Source organism: Labilibaculum sp. (assembly GCF_041595635.1).
Classification (GTDB): Bacteria; Bacteroidota; Bacteroidia; order Bacteroidales; family Marinifilaceae; genus Labilibaculum.
Map to the genome: position 1 here is coordinate 44,160 of NZ_JBFHJW010000019.1, position 18,294 is coordinate 62,453.

Consider the following 18,294-nt stretch of genomic DNA (forward strand, 5'->3'; position numbering starts at 1 on the left):
GTATAAATTTGTTCTGGTCTTTTTGTAATTTAGGCGCTGAATCGAAAAGTAAGATTATTAATGATAAATTATGAATTGATTCACTCATAATTTATAACTGCTAATTCATAATTAAATATGAGTTTTAAATCGATATTTAAATCGGCATTGCCACATCTGGTTTCCATAATCATATTTGTAAGTATTGCTTTCGTTTATTTTCAACCTGCCTTAGAAGGTAAAGTATTAAAAAAAGGAGACTCGATAAATGCTTGGGGAGCAAAGAAGGAAATTATTGATTATCGCAAGCAAACAGGGGAAAATGCCTTATGGACCAACTCCATGTTTGGCGGCATGCCTTCCTACCACATTAATGTCGATTATCAAGCAAAAGACATGTCCGTTTTTAAGAAACTGATGGAGTTTAACACTCCCGATCCTGTAAAGTATCTGGTTTTATACATGATTGGCTTTTACATTTTACTTATTAGCCTTCGGGTTAATCCTTGGCTTTCCATAGCTGGAGCTATTGCCTATGCTTTCTCCACTTACTTTGTTATTATTATTGGAGCCGGTCATTTGTGGAAAGTAAATGCATTGGCTTTTATTCCTCCTGCCCTGGCCGGAATATTAATGGTGCTCCGAGGAAAATATCTTTGGGGTGGATTACTCGCAACATTCTTCCTAATCATGGAGCTCTATTCCAACCACATACAAATGACCTACTACTTTGTAATTATGGTTCTTTGTATTCTAGGTTTTGAATTCTATCATCAATTTAAACAGAAAAAACTAGCTCATTTTTTCAGAGCAATTGGTGTTCTGTCTATAGCATCTATTATAGCTTTGGGCGTAAATTTCACCAATTTATACAACTCCTACGACTACACAAAATCAACCATACGTGCCAAATCTGAACTTAGCTTAGGCGATAAAGACAACAAAACATCAGGAGTTGATAAAGACTATGGAACTCAGTGGAGTTACGGTATTCAGGAAACTTTAAGTTTGCTTATTCCGAATGTAAAAGGTGGAGCTGGAGCCCCACAAGAAGGCATGCAAGTGCTAAATTATATCAACAGCGGGCAAATGAAAAGTGTTGCCGATTACTACGGTTTAGAACAGGTAGATAACCATCACTACTGGGGAAATCAGCCTTTTACAGCTGGACCTGTTTACTTAGGAGCCATTATACTTTTCCTTTTTATCTTAGGATTATTCATTCTTCGTGGACGATTAAAGTGGGGCTTACTAACTGCTTCTATTTTGGCAATTATGCTTTCCTGGGGACACAATTTCCCACCACTAACAAGCCTTTTCTTCGATTATGTGCCTTTGTACAATAAATTTAGAGCTGTTTCTTCAATTCTGGTTATTGTAGAACTTTGTGTTCCCTTATTGGCAATACTTACCGTAAAAAAAATCATTGAAAAACCCGAAATCCTAAAAAGTAAAATATCCATTTCCTCACTTTCAGTAAATGTACTTGTTATTCCTTTAGCATTAACCGCTGGACTTTCTGCTCTTCTTTACCTGATTCCTACCTTAGGATTAGATTTTTTGAGTCAAATGGAAGTAAATTACTTCCAACAAATTAGTCAAGCCAACCCAAATGCAATAGGAATAATCAGCCAAATTCAAAACGATCTGATAGAGGCAAGAATTGATATATTTAGAGCCGATGCACTAAGATCCATTGTTTTTATAGCATTAGCCATAGTGGCTTTGTTTGCATTCTTCAAAAAACACATCAAAACCGAAGTGTTTATTATTGCTCTTGTTGTATTAATAATTGCTGATTTATATCCTGTAAACAAACGATTTACTACAAACGACAACTTTGTAGAAAAGAAAGATTTGAGTTTGGCCTACATGCCTAATATGGCCGATTATCAGATTCTTCAATCGGAACTAAAAAACAATCCAAAATTACAGACCATCGCTAATGATGCCTTAACGAAATATACTCGCGAGCATCGAAAAGCCACCGATTATGAGAAAGTAGCTGCTCAACTTTGGGCCGTTACCTACCATACCAATTATCGGGTTTTTGAAAAAACAGGCTCTCCATTCCAAAATGCACGAACTTCCTACTTTCATAAATCAATAGGAGGTTACCACGGAGCTAAACTTCGTCGCATTCAGGAATTATATGATTATCAAATTGAAAAAGGCAATGCGAAAGTAGTAAACATGCTAAACGTACGCTACCAAATCACTCAAGGTGATAAAGGAATGCAGGCAAATTACAATCCGGATGCTTTGGGAAACGCATGGCTGGTTAAATCCTTTAAGATCGTAGCTAATTCGAACGAAGAAATTATGGCATTATCTGCTTTCGATCCTGCCAAAGAAGTACTTGTAGACAAGCGCTTCGAAGATCAGTTGCAAGGGTTAACTATTGCTTCCGATTCTACCGCAAGTATTCAAATGAAAGACTATTCTCCCAATGCCATTACTTACGATTACCACGCAAAAACGGAACAGCTAGCGGTATTCTCCGAAATATACTATCAACCGGGTTGGAATGCTTATATCGATGAAAAAGAAGCCAAGCACTTTCGTGCAAACTATGTATTGAGAGGAATGCGATTGCCAGCAGGAGATCATAAAATAGAATTCAAATTTGAACCTAAAGGCTACTACATAGGTGAAAATATATCACTGGCAAGCATGATTTTATTCTTCTTGCTTGCAGCTGGTGGTATTGTTTTTGGAATTAAAAATTACAAAAAAGAACCTTTAAAAAATGAGTAGCAAACACGCAGGAACATATCAATTCTTAAACTTTATGCAGAAAATTGTCTTTCTGCATTTGGTGGTGTTTTGTATGCGGAATTTTTATTACTTACTGGAAAAATTGGTGCGCAAAAATCATCACATTGCTCTATTTTTCCTCACTGAAAAATTTTACTACGACAATTCAAAATACCTGTTCGAATACATGCGCACACAGAACGACTTTAACAGCCTTCTGTTTACTGCCAACAAAAATTTGTATCAGGAATTAAATAAAAAATTTCCGGGTGAAGTGGCTTATGCATGGTCTTTGCAAGCAGTAAAGCTTTTTTTGCAAACCAAAAATGTAATCATTTCGTATGGAACCAGTGCCGCCGTATTTTTTCCTTATTACTTGCACGAAAAATGCAAAAACATCATTTATCTGGGACATGGAACACCCGTAAAACAAATTGGTTACCAAACTCCGGTATGGAATAAATTTGGAAAATCCTACCAACTGCAATCCTATTCCTACCTTACTGCCTGTTCCGATATTGAGTGCTTGATGTTGGCTTCGGGCTTTAGAGTGCATTTAAATCAGATTTGGATTAGTGGAATGCCCAGATATGATTATTTATTGAGTGAAAATAATAAAAATGCCGATTTACTTCAACAGCATCCTTATTTGAATAAAAAGGTGATTTTATACGCCCCAACCTGGAGAGATGGCAAACTAACTCAATTTTTTCCTTTCGAAGATTACAGTCCTGAACAATTGCAGACTTTTTTAGAAAAAAATGATGCTTATCTTCTTATTAGAGGTCACAAAGAATCAGTAAAACGAAAAAGTATAAAAAGAGATACAGCTCTCTTTGCATTGGAAAGAGTCAAAAAAGCCGAGCAGAATATCTTCGTTGATGTAACACAATTATTGCCATTTGTTGATATTCTTATTACTGATTATTCATCGATTTTGGTCGATTATTTACTTTTAGACAAACCTATGTGTTTTATTCCTTACGATTTGGAAGAGTACAAGAGTTATCAAGGTATTTTATTGGACTACGAGCGTAATACCCCCGGAAAAAAGTTCACTAGTATGAGAGAGCTTACAGATGGCTTGCACCAGTATATTAACAATCCTGAACTGGATAGAGAATGGCGACAAAGCGTTTGTAAAACGTATCACTACTTTACCGATCAGAATAATTGCGAACGAGTTTATAAAAATATTGTAAGTCTTAATAAATGAAAATTATAATACGTAGAATAAGCATTGTTATTTATGCCTTTATTGGTTGGTGCATTTTACTTCCACTTACTTACCTTTTCCCTAAAAAGAAAGATCTTGTTGTTTTTATTGGTGGTAGAAAAGAAGGCCTTTTTCAGGGAAACATTAAGTTCCTATATCAACATCTTGAAAAAACACACGACAACTTATATTTTTTAACCTATAGCAAAAACGAATATCAGGAAATTAAAAAATACTACAATAATGTTGTTTGCTATCCAAGTGTTAAATCGGTTTTTCTATTGCTGCGCTGTAAAATTGCAGTTGTCGATATCTACGAATGGATTAAAGATTTCAGGTATTTCCTACTTTTTAGATCGAAAATAGTACAGCTTTGGCATGGTGTAGGCTTTAAACGAATACAACTGGACAGTCCTTCCTATATCGAGGATCAGAAAAAGTTTTTTCCTCGCATGGAGGCTAAATTATATGCTTTGTATCCTAAATACGATGTTTTAATATCAACATCGGAATTTTACAGCGAACAACTTTTTAGCAGAGCTTTTAAATCGGACAAAATAATTGAAACCGGATATCCCCGAAACGATGTTTTTTTTAGAGAAATAACAGATATCGATTTAAATCAATGTGATCTTAAAGCCTACCATAAAATATGTCTATTTAAACAGGAGAATTACAAGCTTATTCTATATGCGCCTACCTATCGTGAAACAGGAGGAGATCCTATTTCGAGCGGTGCCATTCAATTAAAAGACTTAAACGAATATGCAAAAAGGAATCGCATTGTATTTGTATTTAAATTTCACACCTACACGGATTTAACGGATAATCAGGAAATATTTTCGAATATTATATGGTACGATAATGAGTTGGACATTTATCCTGCTCTTAAAATGATGGATCTTTTAGTAACAGATTATTCCTCCATTTATATGGATTACCTCTTGCTTAATAAACCCATATTGTATTATCCTTACGATTACGAAAAATATATCGAAAAAGATAGAGCTATTCAGTTCGATTATGAATGGATTACAGCAGGTGAGAAGTGCTACTCACAAAAAGAGCTTTTAGATTGGATTAGTCATATACTTATGGATGGTAAGGACACACAGCAAGCTAAAAGAAGTGAGATTTGCGATCTTGCTTTCACCTATAAGGATGGAAAAGCGTCGGAGCGTATCAGTAACGAAATAGACAAAATGTTAATGAAATAGTTCCTATTATATCTTTCGGGCTTCCCTACTAGCCAAATAAATAGTAAATTCGCACTCGTAACAAAGAACAAATCTTTTCATCTCATCTATATCAGGTAAAAACAATATGAGAAATATTGGTGTAATTTTAGCCGGAGGGAATGGTTCCCGATTTGGAGGCAATCTCCCAAAACAGTTTATTAAGGTAGCTGGCAAAACAATTATTGAACACACTTTAGATGTTTTTCAAAAATGCGAGAGTATAGATGAGGTAGCCATTGTTATAAACCCAAACTTTACCAACGAAATAGAAACCATTGTAAACAACAATCAATACAATAAGGTTAAGAAAATATTATTGGGTGGCAAAGAAAGAAGCGATTCTAGTCTGGCAGCTATAAATGCATACCAGGATGAGGAGAATGCTGACCAAATAAAACTGATATTTCATGATGCCGTTCGTCCTTTCGTTAACAGAACCATTATTAACGAGGTAATTAACAGCCTAAGCACTTGCAATGCGGTTGATGTTGCCGTAAAAGCGACCGATACCATTATTGAGGTAAGTGATCAGGATCAAATTGTAAATGTTCCCAACCGCGATCATCTTCGACAAGGACAAACACCACAGGCATTTCGGTTAAAAACCATTAAAAAAGCCTACAAAAAAGCACTTGCCGATCCGCTTTTTAAAGCAACCGACGATTGTGGTGTGGTGTTAAAATATTTACCCGAAGAAACCATTACTGTGGTAGAAGGTTCGGCAGAAAACATAAAGATTACTTACGATTTGGATATGTTTATCGCCGATAAACTATTCCAGCTAAAAAATCAGGAATTTAAAACCTCTGATTTTGAATCTAAAAATATCAATCAGATTAAAAATAAGTGTATTGTTATTTTTGGTGGTAGTTATGGTATCGGAAAAGACATTTACAATATCTGTAAAAATGCAGGTGCCAGTGTTTTCTCTTTTAGCAGATCAGAAAATAATGTAAATGTTAAAAATGTTGAGGATGTGAGAAAAAGCCTGGAAGAAGTGCATCAAAAGACAGGTAAAATTGATTATATTATAAATACAGCTGCCATATTAAACAAAGAAGCACTAATAAACGTTGACCAGGAAACTGTTGAAGAAATTATTGCAGTTAATTATCTGGGTATGATTAATATAGCAAAAGAGGGCTTTGAGTACCTGAAAGAAACACAGGGTCATTTACTTTTGTTCACATCTAGCTCTTATACCAGGGGAAGAGCATCCTACAGCCTATATTCGTCGACAAAGGCGGCAGCTGTTAATTTTACTCAGGCAATTTCGGAAGAATGGAAAAATTTTGGAATTCGTGTAAATTGCATTAATCCGGAAAGAACAAGAACGCCTATGCGGGTTAAGAACTTTGGCAACGAACCGGTAGATAGCCTTTTAAAATCGGAAGATGTAGCAAAAATTTCTATACAAACCCTATTATCTGATCTTACTGGTCAGGTTGTTTATATTAAGAGATAAACCAATAAAACTGCTAAATATGAAATTCGGATTATTAGTTTATTGGGATAAGGTTAGAAATATAGGAGAATACATTCAAAGTTTAGCACAAGTTCCCTTCTTACCTAAGGTCGATCAATTTCTAAACAAAGAAACGCTTTCGGAATATTATGGCGATGAGCACAAGCTGATTTTAAATGGCTGGTTTATGCATTATCCGGAAAACTGGCCACCAAGTAAAAATATTAATCCTCTTTTTGTATCCTTTCATATTTCGCCTAAAACTAAAGACTTATTAATTAGCGATAAAGCCATTGAGTATTATAAATTACACGAACCTATTGGTTGTCGCGATCATGATACTGTTGAATTATTAAAAACCAAAGGCGTAAATGCCTATTTTTCGGGTTGCCTGACTCTGACTCTGGATAAGCATCTCTATGTAGATGAGGATTATAAGGATGAGATTATATTTAGCGATGTTTTGTACAATATGGCAAGATACAATCCTAATATAACGCCCAAGACACTTATTCGAAGTATTCTTAGAACCCCTAAAGTCATTTTTCAGGCCTTTAAGAAAAGACAATTAATTAAAAAACTATTCCCGGAAACTATTCAGCAAAAAGCCAAATACATAATTCAGGAACGTAGCTTAAAAAAATACACTCACGAAGAACGATTCGATGTTGCCACCGATTTTTTAAAGCAACTTGCCAATGCGAAACTAGTTGTTACTTCGCGTTTACATACAGCGCTGCCATGTCTGGCTTTTGGTACTCCGGTTATTTTTATCGATGGTCAATTAAGTCGTAAGTTTGACTCAAGTAGATTAAGTAGTTATACCAAATCGATGTTGAATACAATTAATATGGAGGAAATCCAACAAAAATCTTCTAATGAGCTTCACGAAATAATAAACAAATATAGGCAAGGAAACCCTAACGCTCATTTAAAATATAGAACTGAATTAATCGAAAGAGTTCAAAAATTTATTGAAGAAGAATAAAACGAATTATTTTAGTTTCAGATATTTCTTTACAAACCCATTAAAATCATCTGAAATTCGCATAGAAAAACTCAGTAATAAATAAACAAAGCCTACCAAAGTACTTCTCAAAACAATATCAAGAATAAACCAGTCCATCGTAGGGAATAAATAACCAATATAGTAAGCAATTAAGGCTATCCCTAATACATACACATACCTTATAGTAAGGGGCTGAAATCCATATTTCCACCACAGAAAAAGGTACTTTAATAAGTTATACAAAAAACTGGCGGTAAACGAGGCAATGGCAGCTCCCACAATTCCCCATATCGGAATCATGATCAAATTGGTAAGAACAATAAAAACTCCATAAAACCCCATAAAAAGAGTCTGTATCCTATATTTAGGAGAAGCTTGTATCACTACACCACTTACGCCCGAAAGCATTTGTATTACGTGCGAAATACCAATAAAAAAAACAACATATTTTCCTGTACTATAATTCTTAGTCACAATCTCAATCACATTATCGATGTTTACCCAAATACCAATAAAAAGCAAACATCCCAACATAAATTGATGCAAACCACTTTGAGAATAAATTTTGGCAATCATATCTAAATCCTTTTTTTTCCAGGCTTCGGCAATTACTGTACTGGCTATTTTTCGCAACGAACGGGCTGGCATAGAAACCAGAACCCCAAAATTAGCCATAGTCGCATAAATTCCATTGGCTCCCAAACCAATATAGCTAACAATCATAATCCTGTCCAATTGATTCGCAAACTTATCGCTTAAGCCATTTAAAAGGCCAAAGAGAGAAACGCTAATCATGGATTTACGCAATTTTGGGGTAACAAATTTTAAATTAGAAGAAAAAGAAATTTGACCTCGTTTTACAAGCAAAAGGAAGAGCAAAACCGTTGGTAAACAAAAGGCTATTACATAGAAAAATACAAACTGAGTAAAATCAAGAAGCTCTTTCCAATACAAAATAATAATCCCTAAAACAATTACTTTGAATACAATATCGCGATAAAACGTACCAGAAACCGCATCGTACATTACCCGATTGTAGCCATCAAACAGGTTATAGAACAAAGTAAAAAACACCAAAGGAATTAAGTAGAACAGATAGTTCAAATACAAAGGAGATTCATCAGAATACACCGCAAAAGCTACTGGCTCTAGCAAAAAGTAAGCCACCAGCGAAAGTGCAAAACCAAACATTCCAACCCAAAATAGAATGAACAAATACCCATTATGATTGCGATTCTCGTTCCGGAAATAAGGAAATAAACGGGCCGTAACACCATTAAATCCAAAAGAAGAAAACTGTGCAGCTATGGTCGATAGCGCCACCAACCAGTTAAGCAATCCAATCTGATCTTCGCCCAAAATGCGTGGAAACAGAATGCCGGTATTGATAAGACCTAAAATAGCTCCAAAATAAGAAACTACAGTTCCTTTAATGGTTTGTTGACGAATAATTCCCACCTAATGTTTAGTTTTAGCTATTGATTTTAAGACAAATTTAACAAAATTGAATTCTTGTGAAAATATGCCAAATGTAACTGCTCTTTCGAATTGAAGCAAGTAGTTGATATATTTTGAATGAAAAATTGTATTTTCGCATGACAGTCAATCAAGTTATTGCTGAACATATGGCTACTATCTCAAATACAATTCTTTAATTTGTTTCGAATGACATACAAGGAAAAAGGCACAAAACGAAGACTTCGCTCCTCCTACATTACTTCGGTTATAAGTATCTCACTGGTTCTTTTCATGCTTGGATTAATGGGCTTACTCATTTTAAATGCCAATCAGATTTCCAATTATGTGAGAGAAAACATTGGCATCTCGGTTGTTTTAAAAGACAATATTAAAGAGGTTGAAATTCGTCGATTGCAAAAAACATTAGATGCCAGCGAGTATGTAAAAGCAACCGAATATGTCGATAAAGAAACAGCAGCCAAAGATTTTGAAAAAGAATTGGGTGAAGATTTTATCTCGTTTTTAGGCTACAATCCGCTTCGTGCTTCTATCGATGTGAAATTATACGCCAACTACGCCAATCCCGATAGTATTGCCGTTATCGAAAAGCATCTACTCAAACAACCACAAATCCAAGAACTCGATTATCAGAAGTCATTGGTTCACCTGGTCAATGAAAACGTGAAAAGAATTAGCTTAATCATCCTAATTTTTAGTGCTTTACTCTTCACCATTTCCTTTACCTTGATTAACAATACCATTCGCTTGTCGATTTACTCTCAACGTTTTATCATTAACACTATGCAATTGGTGGGTGCTACCCGCGGATTTATTCGACGACCTTTTATGTCCAAAACACTAATACATGGTTTTTTAGGCGCCTTAATTGCCAACGCTATGCTTTCCGGAGTCATCTATTTATCGCAAAAAGAATTGAACCAAGTCATTAATTTTAACGATGTTGAAATGGTTGGCATACTGTTTCTTCTCATTATACTCATTGGACTTTTCATTACCTGGATATCCACCCTTTTGGCTGTAAACAAGTACCTCCGATTGGAATCCAGATCTTTATATTAAAATCATTTACAGAAAAACAAACACAGGTTTATCACAATTAAAACTAAAATATATCTGTATTTCGGTCAACTGCAATGGGAATGTTTTTCTAAATACTTATGCTACTTTAGGCACTTTGATTAGTTTATTGTAAATTTGCATTCATTTGTCTAAATCGACATAATTTAAAAACATGAATAAACAAGATAAAAAACTAGATTTTGCTCTTTCGAAAGAAAACTATAAACTCATACTTATTGGTTTTGTGATCATCATTGTTGGATTCCTACTTATGATGGGTGGCGGATCGCATGACCCAAATGTATTTGATGAAAGTATTTTTAGCTTTCGAAGAATTACTCTGGCACCCATGGTTGTATTGTTTGGTTTCGCTTTTGAAATTTACGCCATCATGAAAAAGCCAAAAGAATAGTAAACACTTTTAACATTTATCTCCCCCTTTTTCGAAGCGGAATTTTCTCTATTATATGAACTGGATTGAAGCCTTAATTTTAGGCTTACTGCAAGGATTAACTGAATTTTTGCCAGTAAGTAGCAGTGGTCATTTAGAAATTGGTAAAGCATTACTTGGCATTACTACTACAAATAATTTGATTTTTACTATAGTGGTACACGGCGCCACAGTTTTGAGTACCATTGTTGTATTCCGAAAAGAAATTCTTGAACTACTAAAAGCACTTTTTAGTTTTCAATGGAACGAATCAACTCAATACATAGCGAAAATCGCCATTTCCATGATTCCCATTGCAATCGTCGGTCTCTTTTTTAAAGATCAAGTAGAGGAACTTTTTAATACCAATAAAATCATGCTTTTAGTTGGTTGCATGCTTTTAATTACCGCAAGCTTTCTGGCTTTCACTTACTATGCCAAACAAAAGGAAAAAAACATCTCGTTTACCGATGCTTTACTAATTGGCATAGCACAAACAGTAGCCATACTTCCCGGAATCTCACGATCAGGAGCTACTATTGCCAGTGGTTTACTATTAGGAAACAGAAAGGCCGATGTTGCTAAATTCTCATTTCTTATGGTATTGGTACCCATTATCGGTGAAAATATACTTAGCCTTTTTAGTGGTGAATTATCCACTAACACATCGCTGCAAGCTACTCCCCTAATAGTTGGTTTTCTTGCAGCCTTTGTGTCAGGTTTACTGGCCTGTAGCTGGATGATTAAATTGGTGAAAAAGGGAAAACTCATCTATTTTGCAATTTATTGCTCGATTATCGGACTTATTGCTATTTTTGCAGGCTAAATAAAAATAGCACTTGCAATAAATACGCCTCTAAATGATTCTATTTGAAAACGATAATGATTTTCAGGAAGGAGCTTTACTTCTTCTGAACAAACCATACAAATGGACTTCCTTTGATTTAGTAAACAAGGTAAAATTCAAAATCAAGCATAAATTCCACTATAAAAAAATTAAAGTTGGACATGCTGGTACTCTTGATCCCTTAGCTACTGGATTGCTTATTGTTTGCGTTGGAAAATACACCAAGAAAATAGATACTTACCAATCTCAGGTAAAAGAATACATTGCCACTTTAAAATTGGGAGCAACAACTCCTTCTTTCGATTTGGAAACAGAAGTTGACCAAAACCATCCTACCGAACACATTACCAAAGATTTAATTGAGGAATGCGTGCACGGATTTATTGGCGAAATTAAGCAACGACCACCCGATTTTTCGGCCGTAAAAGTAAATGGAAAAAGAGCCTACAAATATGCCCGACAAGGTCAGAAAGTTGAAATCAAAGAAAAAACCCTTGTTATCGATGATATTGAAATTATCGAGTTTAAGGATAACCTATTAAAATTAAGAGTTGTATGTAGCAAAGGAACATACATTAGAGCTCTTGCCCGCGATATTGGACTAGCATTAAACAGTGGCGCACATTTAACCGCTCTTGAGAGGACAAAAATTGGTGATTTTAACATCAAAGACGCTCTTGAAATTGAAGATTTTATAAAATTCTTAGAAAATTTATAACTATCTTGCGATCTTCTCGTAAAAGGAGAGCTTAGTTCTTATCCTATTAACAAAAATACCATAAATAAAAGTCATACTGCATTATGAAGTTATCGAAGTTTAAGTACAAATTACCTACCGAACTTATTGCGTTACATCCAGCTTACAACAGAGATGAATCTCGCTTACTAGTACTTCACAAAGATACGGGGAAAATTGAACACAAAATATTCAAAGATCTTATTGAATATTTTGACGACGAGGATGTTATGGTCTTTAACAATACCAAAGTTTTTCCTGCACGCTTGCACGGAAACAAAGAAAAAACAGGTGCTGAAATCGAGGTGTTTTTGTTGCGTGAATTAAATCGCGAGCAAAGATTATGGGATGTATTGGTAGACCCAGCTCGTAAAATCAGAATTGGAAACAAACTGTATTTTGGAGATGATGATTTACTCGTGGCCGAGGTTATCGACAACACGACCTCAAGAGGAAGAACACTTCGTTTCCTATACGATGGACCTTACGAAGAATTCAAAGAAACGCTATACGGTCTAGGAGAAACTCCTCTTCCTAAATTCATCGATCGCCCAGTAGAACCTGAAGATGCAGAACGCTACCAAACAATTTTTGCCAAACACGAAGGTGCTGTTGCTGCCCCTACTGCTGGTATGCACTTTAGTCGCGAACTAATGAAACGTTTGGAAATTAAAGGAATTGATTTTGCCGAAGTAACTTTACACGTTGGATTGGGAAATTTCAGAACCGTAGATGTAGAAGATTTAACCAAACATAAAATGGATTCGGAGCAAATCGAAATTAACGATTTAGCTGTTGAGATGGTAAACTCTGCTAAAAAGAAAAAGAAAAATGTTTGTGCCGTAGGAACAACAGTTGTTCGTACCCTCGAAACTTCAGTTTCGACAATGGGCACCTTAAAACCTTTCGAAGGCTGGACCAATAAATTTATTTTTCCTCCTTATGAATTTAGCGTTCCAAACAGCATGGTTACCAATTTCCACTTGCCTCTTTCTACTTTAATGATGATGGTTTGTGCATTTGGAGGATACGATAATGTAATGGCAGCTTACCAAGAAGCCATCAAAGAAAAATATCGTTTTGGTACCTATGGTGATGCAATGTTGATTATTTAAAATCGAAATAACGATAAAAAAAAGCTGTTGAAATTGAATTCAACAGCTTTTTTTTTGTTTCCATCTAACCTGTCTCTCTACTCTTCAGAATTCACCATCCAAGTCGAAAACACATCCAAATAATTCCAATAAGAAACAATTAACTCTTCAGGCACATCGAGTTGTGGCAATAGCTTTTGGTAGCATTGCAGCCAAACCTGTCGTGCTTTGCGAGTAATTTTAAAATTGGCATGCCTGCGAACCATCATAGGGTCTCCCCGATTCTGATTAAAATACTCAGGTCCTCCTAACATTTGAATAAAAAAATCGGATGAACGCAGCTTTGCAGCTTCGAATTCGTCCTTGTCTTGTGGAAACAGCGGACTAAACTCACTCTCTCTCAACAATTCGTAATGATCATCCACCAATTTACGAATTCCTTTTTCTCCTAAATATTTTAGAATTTCCCGATTGGGACGAGTTACCTGAGGACGTTCACCAAAGGGATATTCCTTAATTTTCAATTCCATTGCAAAATATAATTTTAACTAGTTCTTCCTAAAATTATCATTTTTCCACGAAAGTACTTTCCTGATTCTACTAAAAAGACTCAAAGATCTGATTTATTTTTTCCTTTTTCCACAATTGCGTACTTTTACTATTCAGTACAACCACCCATAAACCTCTCAAAAATTGTTTTAATCTGCAATTTCATAGCTTATTCGCTGTAAACCAATATCTACTTACAATCAGTAGGTAACAATCAAAATCACATGAAAAAAATTAGCTGTATACTCGTTTTACTAGCATTGCTTGCGAGTTCAGTCTTTTCGCAAGATTGTACACTTTACATTCCTGGAACAATCGGCACCGAATTGCATTACCAAACAACCAATGCAAAAGGAAAAGTTGAAGGCATTTACACTCAGAAAATGTTATCCGTAAAGGAAAATGGAAGCCAAACAACATTCAAACTACTGCAAACAATTATGGATCCTAAGTCGCCAGAGAGTATCATAAAACAGGATACCTTTGAATTTAGATGCGATGGAAATGTATTCTATATCGATATGGAAAAATACCTGAACCAACAACAAATGGAAGGATTTAAAGATATGGAAGTGAAAATTAGTACCGAAGATTTGGTCTATCCATCGAAACTATCTACTGGTTTAGAATTACCCGATGGCTCCATATCGCTTGAAATTGGTGATGGAATATTGAACATGACAACCAATATTGTGCATCGGAAGGTGGAAGCCTACGAAAACATAACCACAGAAGCCGGAACGTTCAAATGCTACAAAATTTCGGAAGATGTGAAAAGTAAAATGGGTTTTGTGAATGTTCAACTACACAATCTTGTTTGGATTGTGCAAGACATAGGTACTATCCGAAATGAATCATACAACAAAAAAGGAAAACTAGGCAGCACAACCGAATTAATAAAGATTATTCGATGAATCTGTAAAAAAGAAAAAGGAGAAAGCGTTCTTTCAACTTAACACTATCTCCTTTTTTTTTTACTTGTTCCTAATTCATTATGTTCCTTGGTTTACCTTGTAACCACAAACGAATGTTCTCCATTACAATATCGATGCGCTTATTGAAAGATTCATGAGTAGCGAATGCCATGTGTGGAAGCATAATAAGGTTGGGAGCTTCAAATAAAATGTGATCCTGCTCTAGCGGTGGCTCCTTTTCGTACACATCAACGGCAGCACCAGCAATTTCGCCATTTTTCAAAGCTTCGCACAAAGCATTGCTATCCACAACAGGTCCACGCGCTGTATTAATTAAAATCGCTGAAGGTTTCATTTGTTTGAACTCCTGTTCCCCAAAAATACCTTTGGTTTCTGCTGTTAACGGAACATGAAGTGAAATTACATCGGCTTCCTTCAGTAAAGTAGCCTTATCGACGAATGTAACGCCCTCTACCGTCTTTTTACTGCGACTGAAAGCAATCACCTTACAATTAAAAACTTTTGCAATCTCGGCCACTCTAAGTCCAATGGCTCCAGCTCCAACTATACCTATTGTTTTCCCATTTAGCTCGGTTCCTAAAAATCCCGCTCGATCACCACCTGCACGAGTGCTGGCATCACCAGAAACAATTTTCCTATACAAAGAAAAAATCATTCCAATACTTAATTCGGCCACCGCTTCGGATGAAAATCCAGCTGCATTACTCACCAAAATATTACGCTCCTTACAAGCTACCATATCAATGTGATCAACTCCAGTAAAAGCAACCGAAATCATAGTAAGTTTAGGACAGGCATCAATAAAGTTTTTGCTTATGGGAATATTGCTTACAATGATTGCATCGGCTCCTTCAGCTCGCTTAATCAGTTCTTGCTCATTCTCGTTTCTATTGGTGAAAAAGATTAATTCGTGCCCCATGGCAGCAAATTCTTTTTTCAATTGATCGTATTTATCGGCCGTAATGCCAATGGGTTCCAGTATCGAAAATTTCATGTTATATTTTTAATGGTTTTCGAAAAATCAGATCATACTTAGTTGCAAACAACCTTTATTTCTGATTTCACTTCTCTAAATTAAAAAAAATCAGTTGGCTAATGATAATCAGGCGAATATTCTATAACATGAAAACCTGAATTTTAGAAAACAATTTCTTCTGTACCGAAATTTTTATTTCCATTCTCACAGAAATTTTTGAACTTGTAAGCTAAACCTCACACTCATCTCTTTAAACTATGAGTAAACATGCAGACTTATATGCAAAAATCGAAAAACAATTCATCAAAAGCTGGGAGAATTGTCCTGAACACTTACCCAATAAACAAAAACGTTTTGCTTACTTAGAAAAACGAATTTGGGAATCGAAATGCCATCGGTTTATTGAATTAATGCAGACTAAATCTCATTTAGAACAAGGAAACAAAACTCTGATTCTTAATGAATGCAAAAGCTTCTGTGAAGAAACTTTGTCCTATTCTTCCAACGAACTAGCACTTATTTTTTCAGAAGAAATGCTTGGCGCCACAAAAGTTTTTATTCAAAAAGCCTGGCAATTTGATCCTGAATTAAAGAATGATGAACTATTTCAGGCATTGCGGAATGTTTGGATCATGCTTGGGCTACAATCTTTTTTCGGAATAGAAGTTAAAATTACCCCCTCGCTTTTAGCCTATAGTTTACTCTATCCGTACACCGATAATTTACTAGATGACGAAAAAATAGAAAAGGAGGAGAAGTTAAATTTTTGCAAGCGATTTGCTTTGCGACTGGCTGGACAAAAAATAAAATCCCAATCCATATTAGAATCTAAAATCTACCATCTAGTCAGTATGATAGAATCAGAATTCCATCGTACAAAACATCCTGATCTTTTCAAAAGTTTACTAGCCATTCACAAAGCTCAAACCCATAGCTTGGCACTTCTAAACAAAAATACATCACTTTCGAAGGAGGAAATCTTCAAAATTTGCATTACAAAAGGCTCTAGTTCTGTAATTGCAGATGGTTATTTGGTAATGGGAGATCTAAACGAAAAACAAATTCATTTTCTTTATGAATATGGTGCTTATCTCCAGATTTTAGATGACTTACAAGATGCTCGACAGGATTATATGGATGGTATTACCACCTGTTTTTCGGCGAATTTACCTCATGGAAATTTAGATTCATTGGTTTGTAAAACTTATTATCTCGGTAAAGTATTTCATCAAACCTGTACAAAACTATATCCGGAACAAATATCCTTTCATGGATTGATAAAACGCAGTTTTGCTCTCTTATTCATCGCCTCGATAGTTGAAAACCAAAAAGATTTTAGCAAGCATTTCATTCAAAAAATAGAAAAACATGCTCCTTTCCGCTTTTCTTTTCTTCGCAAACAACAATCAGATATACAAGAGCTTAAAAGTTTACTGTTGATAAAAATACAGAAATACAAAAAAGAAAATTACTCAACTATTTCAATTCCACGGGTAGAAAAAGACAAACCTTGTTGTCCATAGGTAGAAATCATAACTGCTTCGAATAAGGGCGACATACTTTTCTTTTTCACCGCCCAATCGAATATAAAATTGGCTCCCGAACCACCTTCTTTGTCCTCCTCATCAATAATAATTTCGATCGTTTCTAAGGGTTTTAAGAAAATGGGTTTCTGAAAATATTCTCGAATTTCCTGCCCTTTTGTGTTAAAATACTCAGCCTTAAGAATGTAAATGGAATCATTGGGGGAAACATTCCGAATGCTTACGGTAACCGTAAGATCAAAAGACTTATGCTCATGATTATGGTAAATTTGAGAGTATAAGGGCAAATAAGTTTTCCCCTGTTTTAAACTATCAAATTGGGTAATGACAGCTCGTCGTTTGTCCCAATTTTTCTGGTTGATAGAACTAACTTCCTTTTCCTTTTCACAGGAGAATAAGAATACAATTATCAGTAAGCTTCCCAATATTTTTTTCATTCCAGCATATTTTATGCTACTAAAGATATTAATTCTCGCCTATTTTCAATTCATTTTAGTGCGCAATTCTATTTCGAATACAAACAAAAAAATCTGATAGTCAAACAAAAGGCAAAAGCATGAATATACTATTGCCCATTCGATTATCTCAAATGGGCAATAACTAGTAAATATCCATATTCCCTAACGTTTCAGATCTAAAAATGAAATAGTTCAAGTGTCAACTCATATATGGGTACATTCTTGAACTATTCACAAATATCTTTTACTCGTTTTTGTTTCGTAACTCTACCCTTCTTATTTTTCCACTAATGGTTTTAGGAAGCACCTCAACAAATTCTATCATACGAGGATATTTGTAGGGAGCGGTCACTTTTTTCATGTGATTTTGAATCTCCTTAACCAAAGCCTCATTTCCGGGAGCATATTCTTTGCTTAGCACGATGGTCGCCTTTACAACCTGTCCCCGCACATCATCCGGCACACCGGTAATGGCGCATTCCACAACGGCAGGATGAGTCATCAGCGCACTTTCTACCTCGAA

At 35.3% G+C, this 18,294-nt stretch carries 16 protein-coding genes and 1 pseudogene; 12 read left to right on the top strand and 5 right to left on the bottom strand.

Annotated features, from left to right (window positions below; genetic code table 11):
• Positions 1–117 precede the first annotated feature (117 nt).
• From ABYT26_RS07705 to ABYT26_RS07725, 5 genes are all read left to right on the top strand, one after another.
• The gene (locus ABYT26_RS07705) at positions 118–2,736 is read left to right on the top strand and encodes a YfhO family protein (RefSeq protein WP_372752546.1); all 2,619 of its coding nucleotides are present in this window, start codon (positions 118–120) and stop codon (positions 2,734–2,736) included.
• Positions 2,729–3,952 (top strand): CDP-glycerol glycerophosphotransferase family protein, encoded by a 1,224-nt coding sequence (locus ABYT26_RS07710; protein ID WP_372752548.1) that lies wholly within the window; start codon positions 2,729–2,731, stop codon positions 3,950–3,952. The genes ABYT26_RS07705 and ABYT26_RS07710 overlap by 8 nt, the downstream gene beginning before the upstream one ends.
• The gene (locus ABYT26_RS07715; protein WP_372752550.1) at positions 3,949–5,169 is read left to right on the top strand and encodes a CDP-glycerol glycerophosphotransferase family protein; all 1,221 of its coding nucleotides are present in this window, start codon (positions 3,949–3,951) and stop codon (positions 5,167–5,169) included. The genes ABYT26_RS07710 and ABYT26_RS07715 overlap by 4 nt, the downstream gene beginning before the upstream one ends.
• Positions 5,170–5,275: 106 nt before the next feature.
• Positions 5,276–6,655, top strand: coding sequence for a D-ribitol-5-phosphate cytidylyltransferase (locus ABYT26_RS07720; protein WP_372752552.1), 1,380 nt, complete (start codon positions 5,276–5,278; stop codon positions 6,653–6,655).
• 19 nt (positions 6,656–6,674) lie between these two features.
• Positions 6,675–7,643 (top strand): polysaccharide pyruvyl transferase family protein, encoded by a 969-nt coding sequence (locus ABYT26_RS07725; protein WP_372752554.1) that lies wholly within the window; start codon positions 6,675–6,677, stop codon positions 7,641–7,643.
• 6 nt (positions 7,644–7,649) lie between these two features.
• Here ABYT26_RS07725 and ABYT26_RS07730 read toward each other — a convergent pair whose 3' ends face one another.
• Positions 7,650–9,122, bottom strand: coding sequence for a lipopolysaccharide biosynthesis protein (locus ABYT26_RS07730; protein WP_372752556.1), 1,473 nt, complete (start codon positions 9,120–9,122; stop codon positions 7,650–7,652).
• A gap of 207 nt (positions 9,123–9,329) precedes the next feature.
• Between ABYT26_RS07730 and ABYT26_RS07735 the strand changes: the two genes are divergently transcribed.
• From ABYT26_RS07735 to queA, 5 genes are all read left to right on the top strand, one after another.
• Positions 9,330–10,202, top strand: coding sequence for a cell division protein FtsX (locus tag ABYT26_RS07735; protein WP_372752558.1), 873 nt, complete (start codon positions 9,330–9,332; stop codon positions 10,200–10,202).
• A 172-nt stretch (positions 10,203–10,374) separates the two neighbouring features.
• The gene (locus ABYT26_RS07740) at positions 10,375–10,614 is read left to right on the top strand and encodes a DUF3098 domain-containing protein (RefSeq protein WP_372752560.1); all 240 of its coding nucleotides are present in this window, start codon (positions 10,375–10,377) and stop codon (positions 10,612–10,614) included.
• A gap of 55 nt (positions 10,615–10,669) precedes the next feature.
• Positions 10,670–11,458 (top strand): undecaprenyl-diphosphate phosphatase, encoded by a 789-nt coding sequence (locus ABYT26_RS07745; protein WP_372752562.1) that lies wholly within the window; start codon positions 10,670–10,672, stop codon positions 11,456–11,458.
• A 34-nt stretch (positions 11,459–11,492) separates the two neighbouring features.
• Positions 11,493–12,197, top strand: coding sequence for a tRNA pseudouridine(55) synthase TruB (gene truB, locus ABYT26_RS07750; protein ID WP_372752564.1), 705 nt, complete (start codon positions 11,493–11,495; stop codon positions 12,195–12,197).
• A gap of 83 nt (positions 12,198–12,280) precedes the next feature.
• Positions 12,281–13,330 (top strand): tRNA preQ1(34) S-adenosylmethionine ribosyltransferase-isomerase QueA, encoded by a 1,050-nt coding sequence (queA, locus tag ABYT26_RS07755; RefSeq protein WP_372752566.1) that lies wholly within the window; start codon positions 12,281–12,283, stop codon positions 13,328–13,330.
• 77 nt (positions 13,331–13,407) lie between these two features.
• Here queA and ABYT26_RS07760 read toward each other — a convergent pair whose 3' ends face one another.
• Positions 13,408–13,839: a hypothetical protein gene (locus tag ABYT26_RS07760; RefSeq protein WP_372752568.1), complete on the bottom strand. Its 432-nt coding sequence runs from the start codon at positions 13,837–13,839 to the stop codon at positions 13,408–13,410.
• Between the two features lie 243 nt (positions 13,840–14,082).
• Between ABYT26_RS07760 and ABYT26_RS07765 the strand changes: the two genes are divergently transcribed.
• Positions 14,083–14,772 carry a hypothetical protein gene (locus tag ABYT26_RS07765; protein ID WP_372752570.1) on the top strand — a complete coding sequence of 230 codons (690 nt, stop codon included), beginning with the start codon at positions 14,083–14,085 and terminating at the stop codon, positions 14,770–14,772.
• A gap of 70 nt (positions 14,773–14,842) precedes the next feature.
• Here ABYT26_RS07765 and ABYT26_RS07770 read toward each other — a convergent pair whose 3' ends face one another.
• A complete protein-coding gene (locus ABYT26_RS07770) occupies positions 14,843–15,787 on the bottom strand; it encodes an NAD(P)-dependent oxidoreductase (protein ID WP_372752572.1) in 945 nt (314 codons plus the stop codon).
• Between the two features lie 239 nt (positions 15,788–16,026).
• On the opposite strand from ABYT26_RS07770, the gene ABYT26_RS07775 reads away from it, so the two are divergent.
• A complete protein-coding gene (locus ABYT26_RS07775; protein WP_372752574.1) occupies positions 16,027–17,292 on the top strand; it encodes a hypothetical protein in 1,266 nt (421 codons plus the stop codon).
• On the opposite strand, the gene ABYT26_RS07780 is transcribed toward ABYT26_RS07775, so the two are convergent.
• Complete coding sequence (locus tag ABYT26_RS07780) at positions 17,238–17,750, bottom strand: DUF3124 domain-containing protein (protein ID WP_372752576.1); 513 nt, start codon at positions 17,748–17,750, stop codon at positions 17,238–17,240. The two genes, ABYT26_RS07775 and ABYT26_RS07780, sit on opposite strands and share 55 nt — an antisense overlap.
• A gap of 265 nt (positions 17,751–18,015) precedes the next feature.
• Positions 18,016–18,294, bottom strand: a pseudogene (locus tag ABYT26_RS07785) (acetyl-CoA synthetase); the annotation flags it as partial.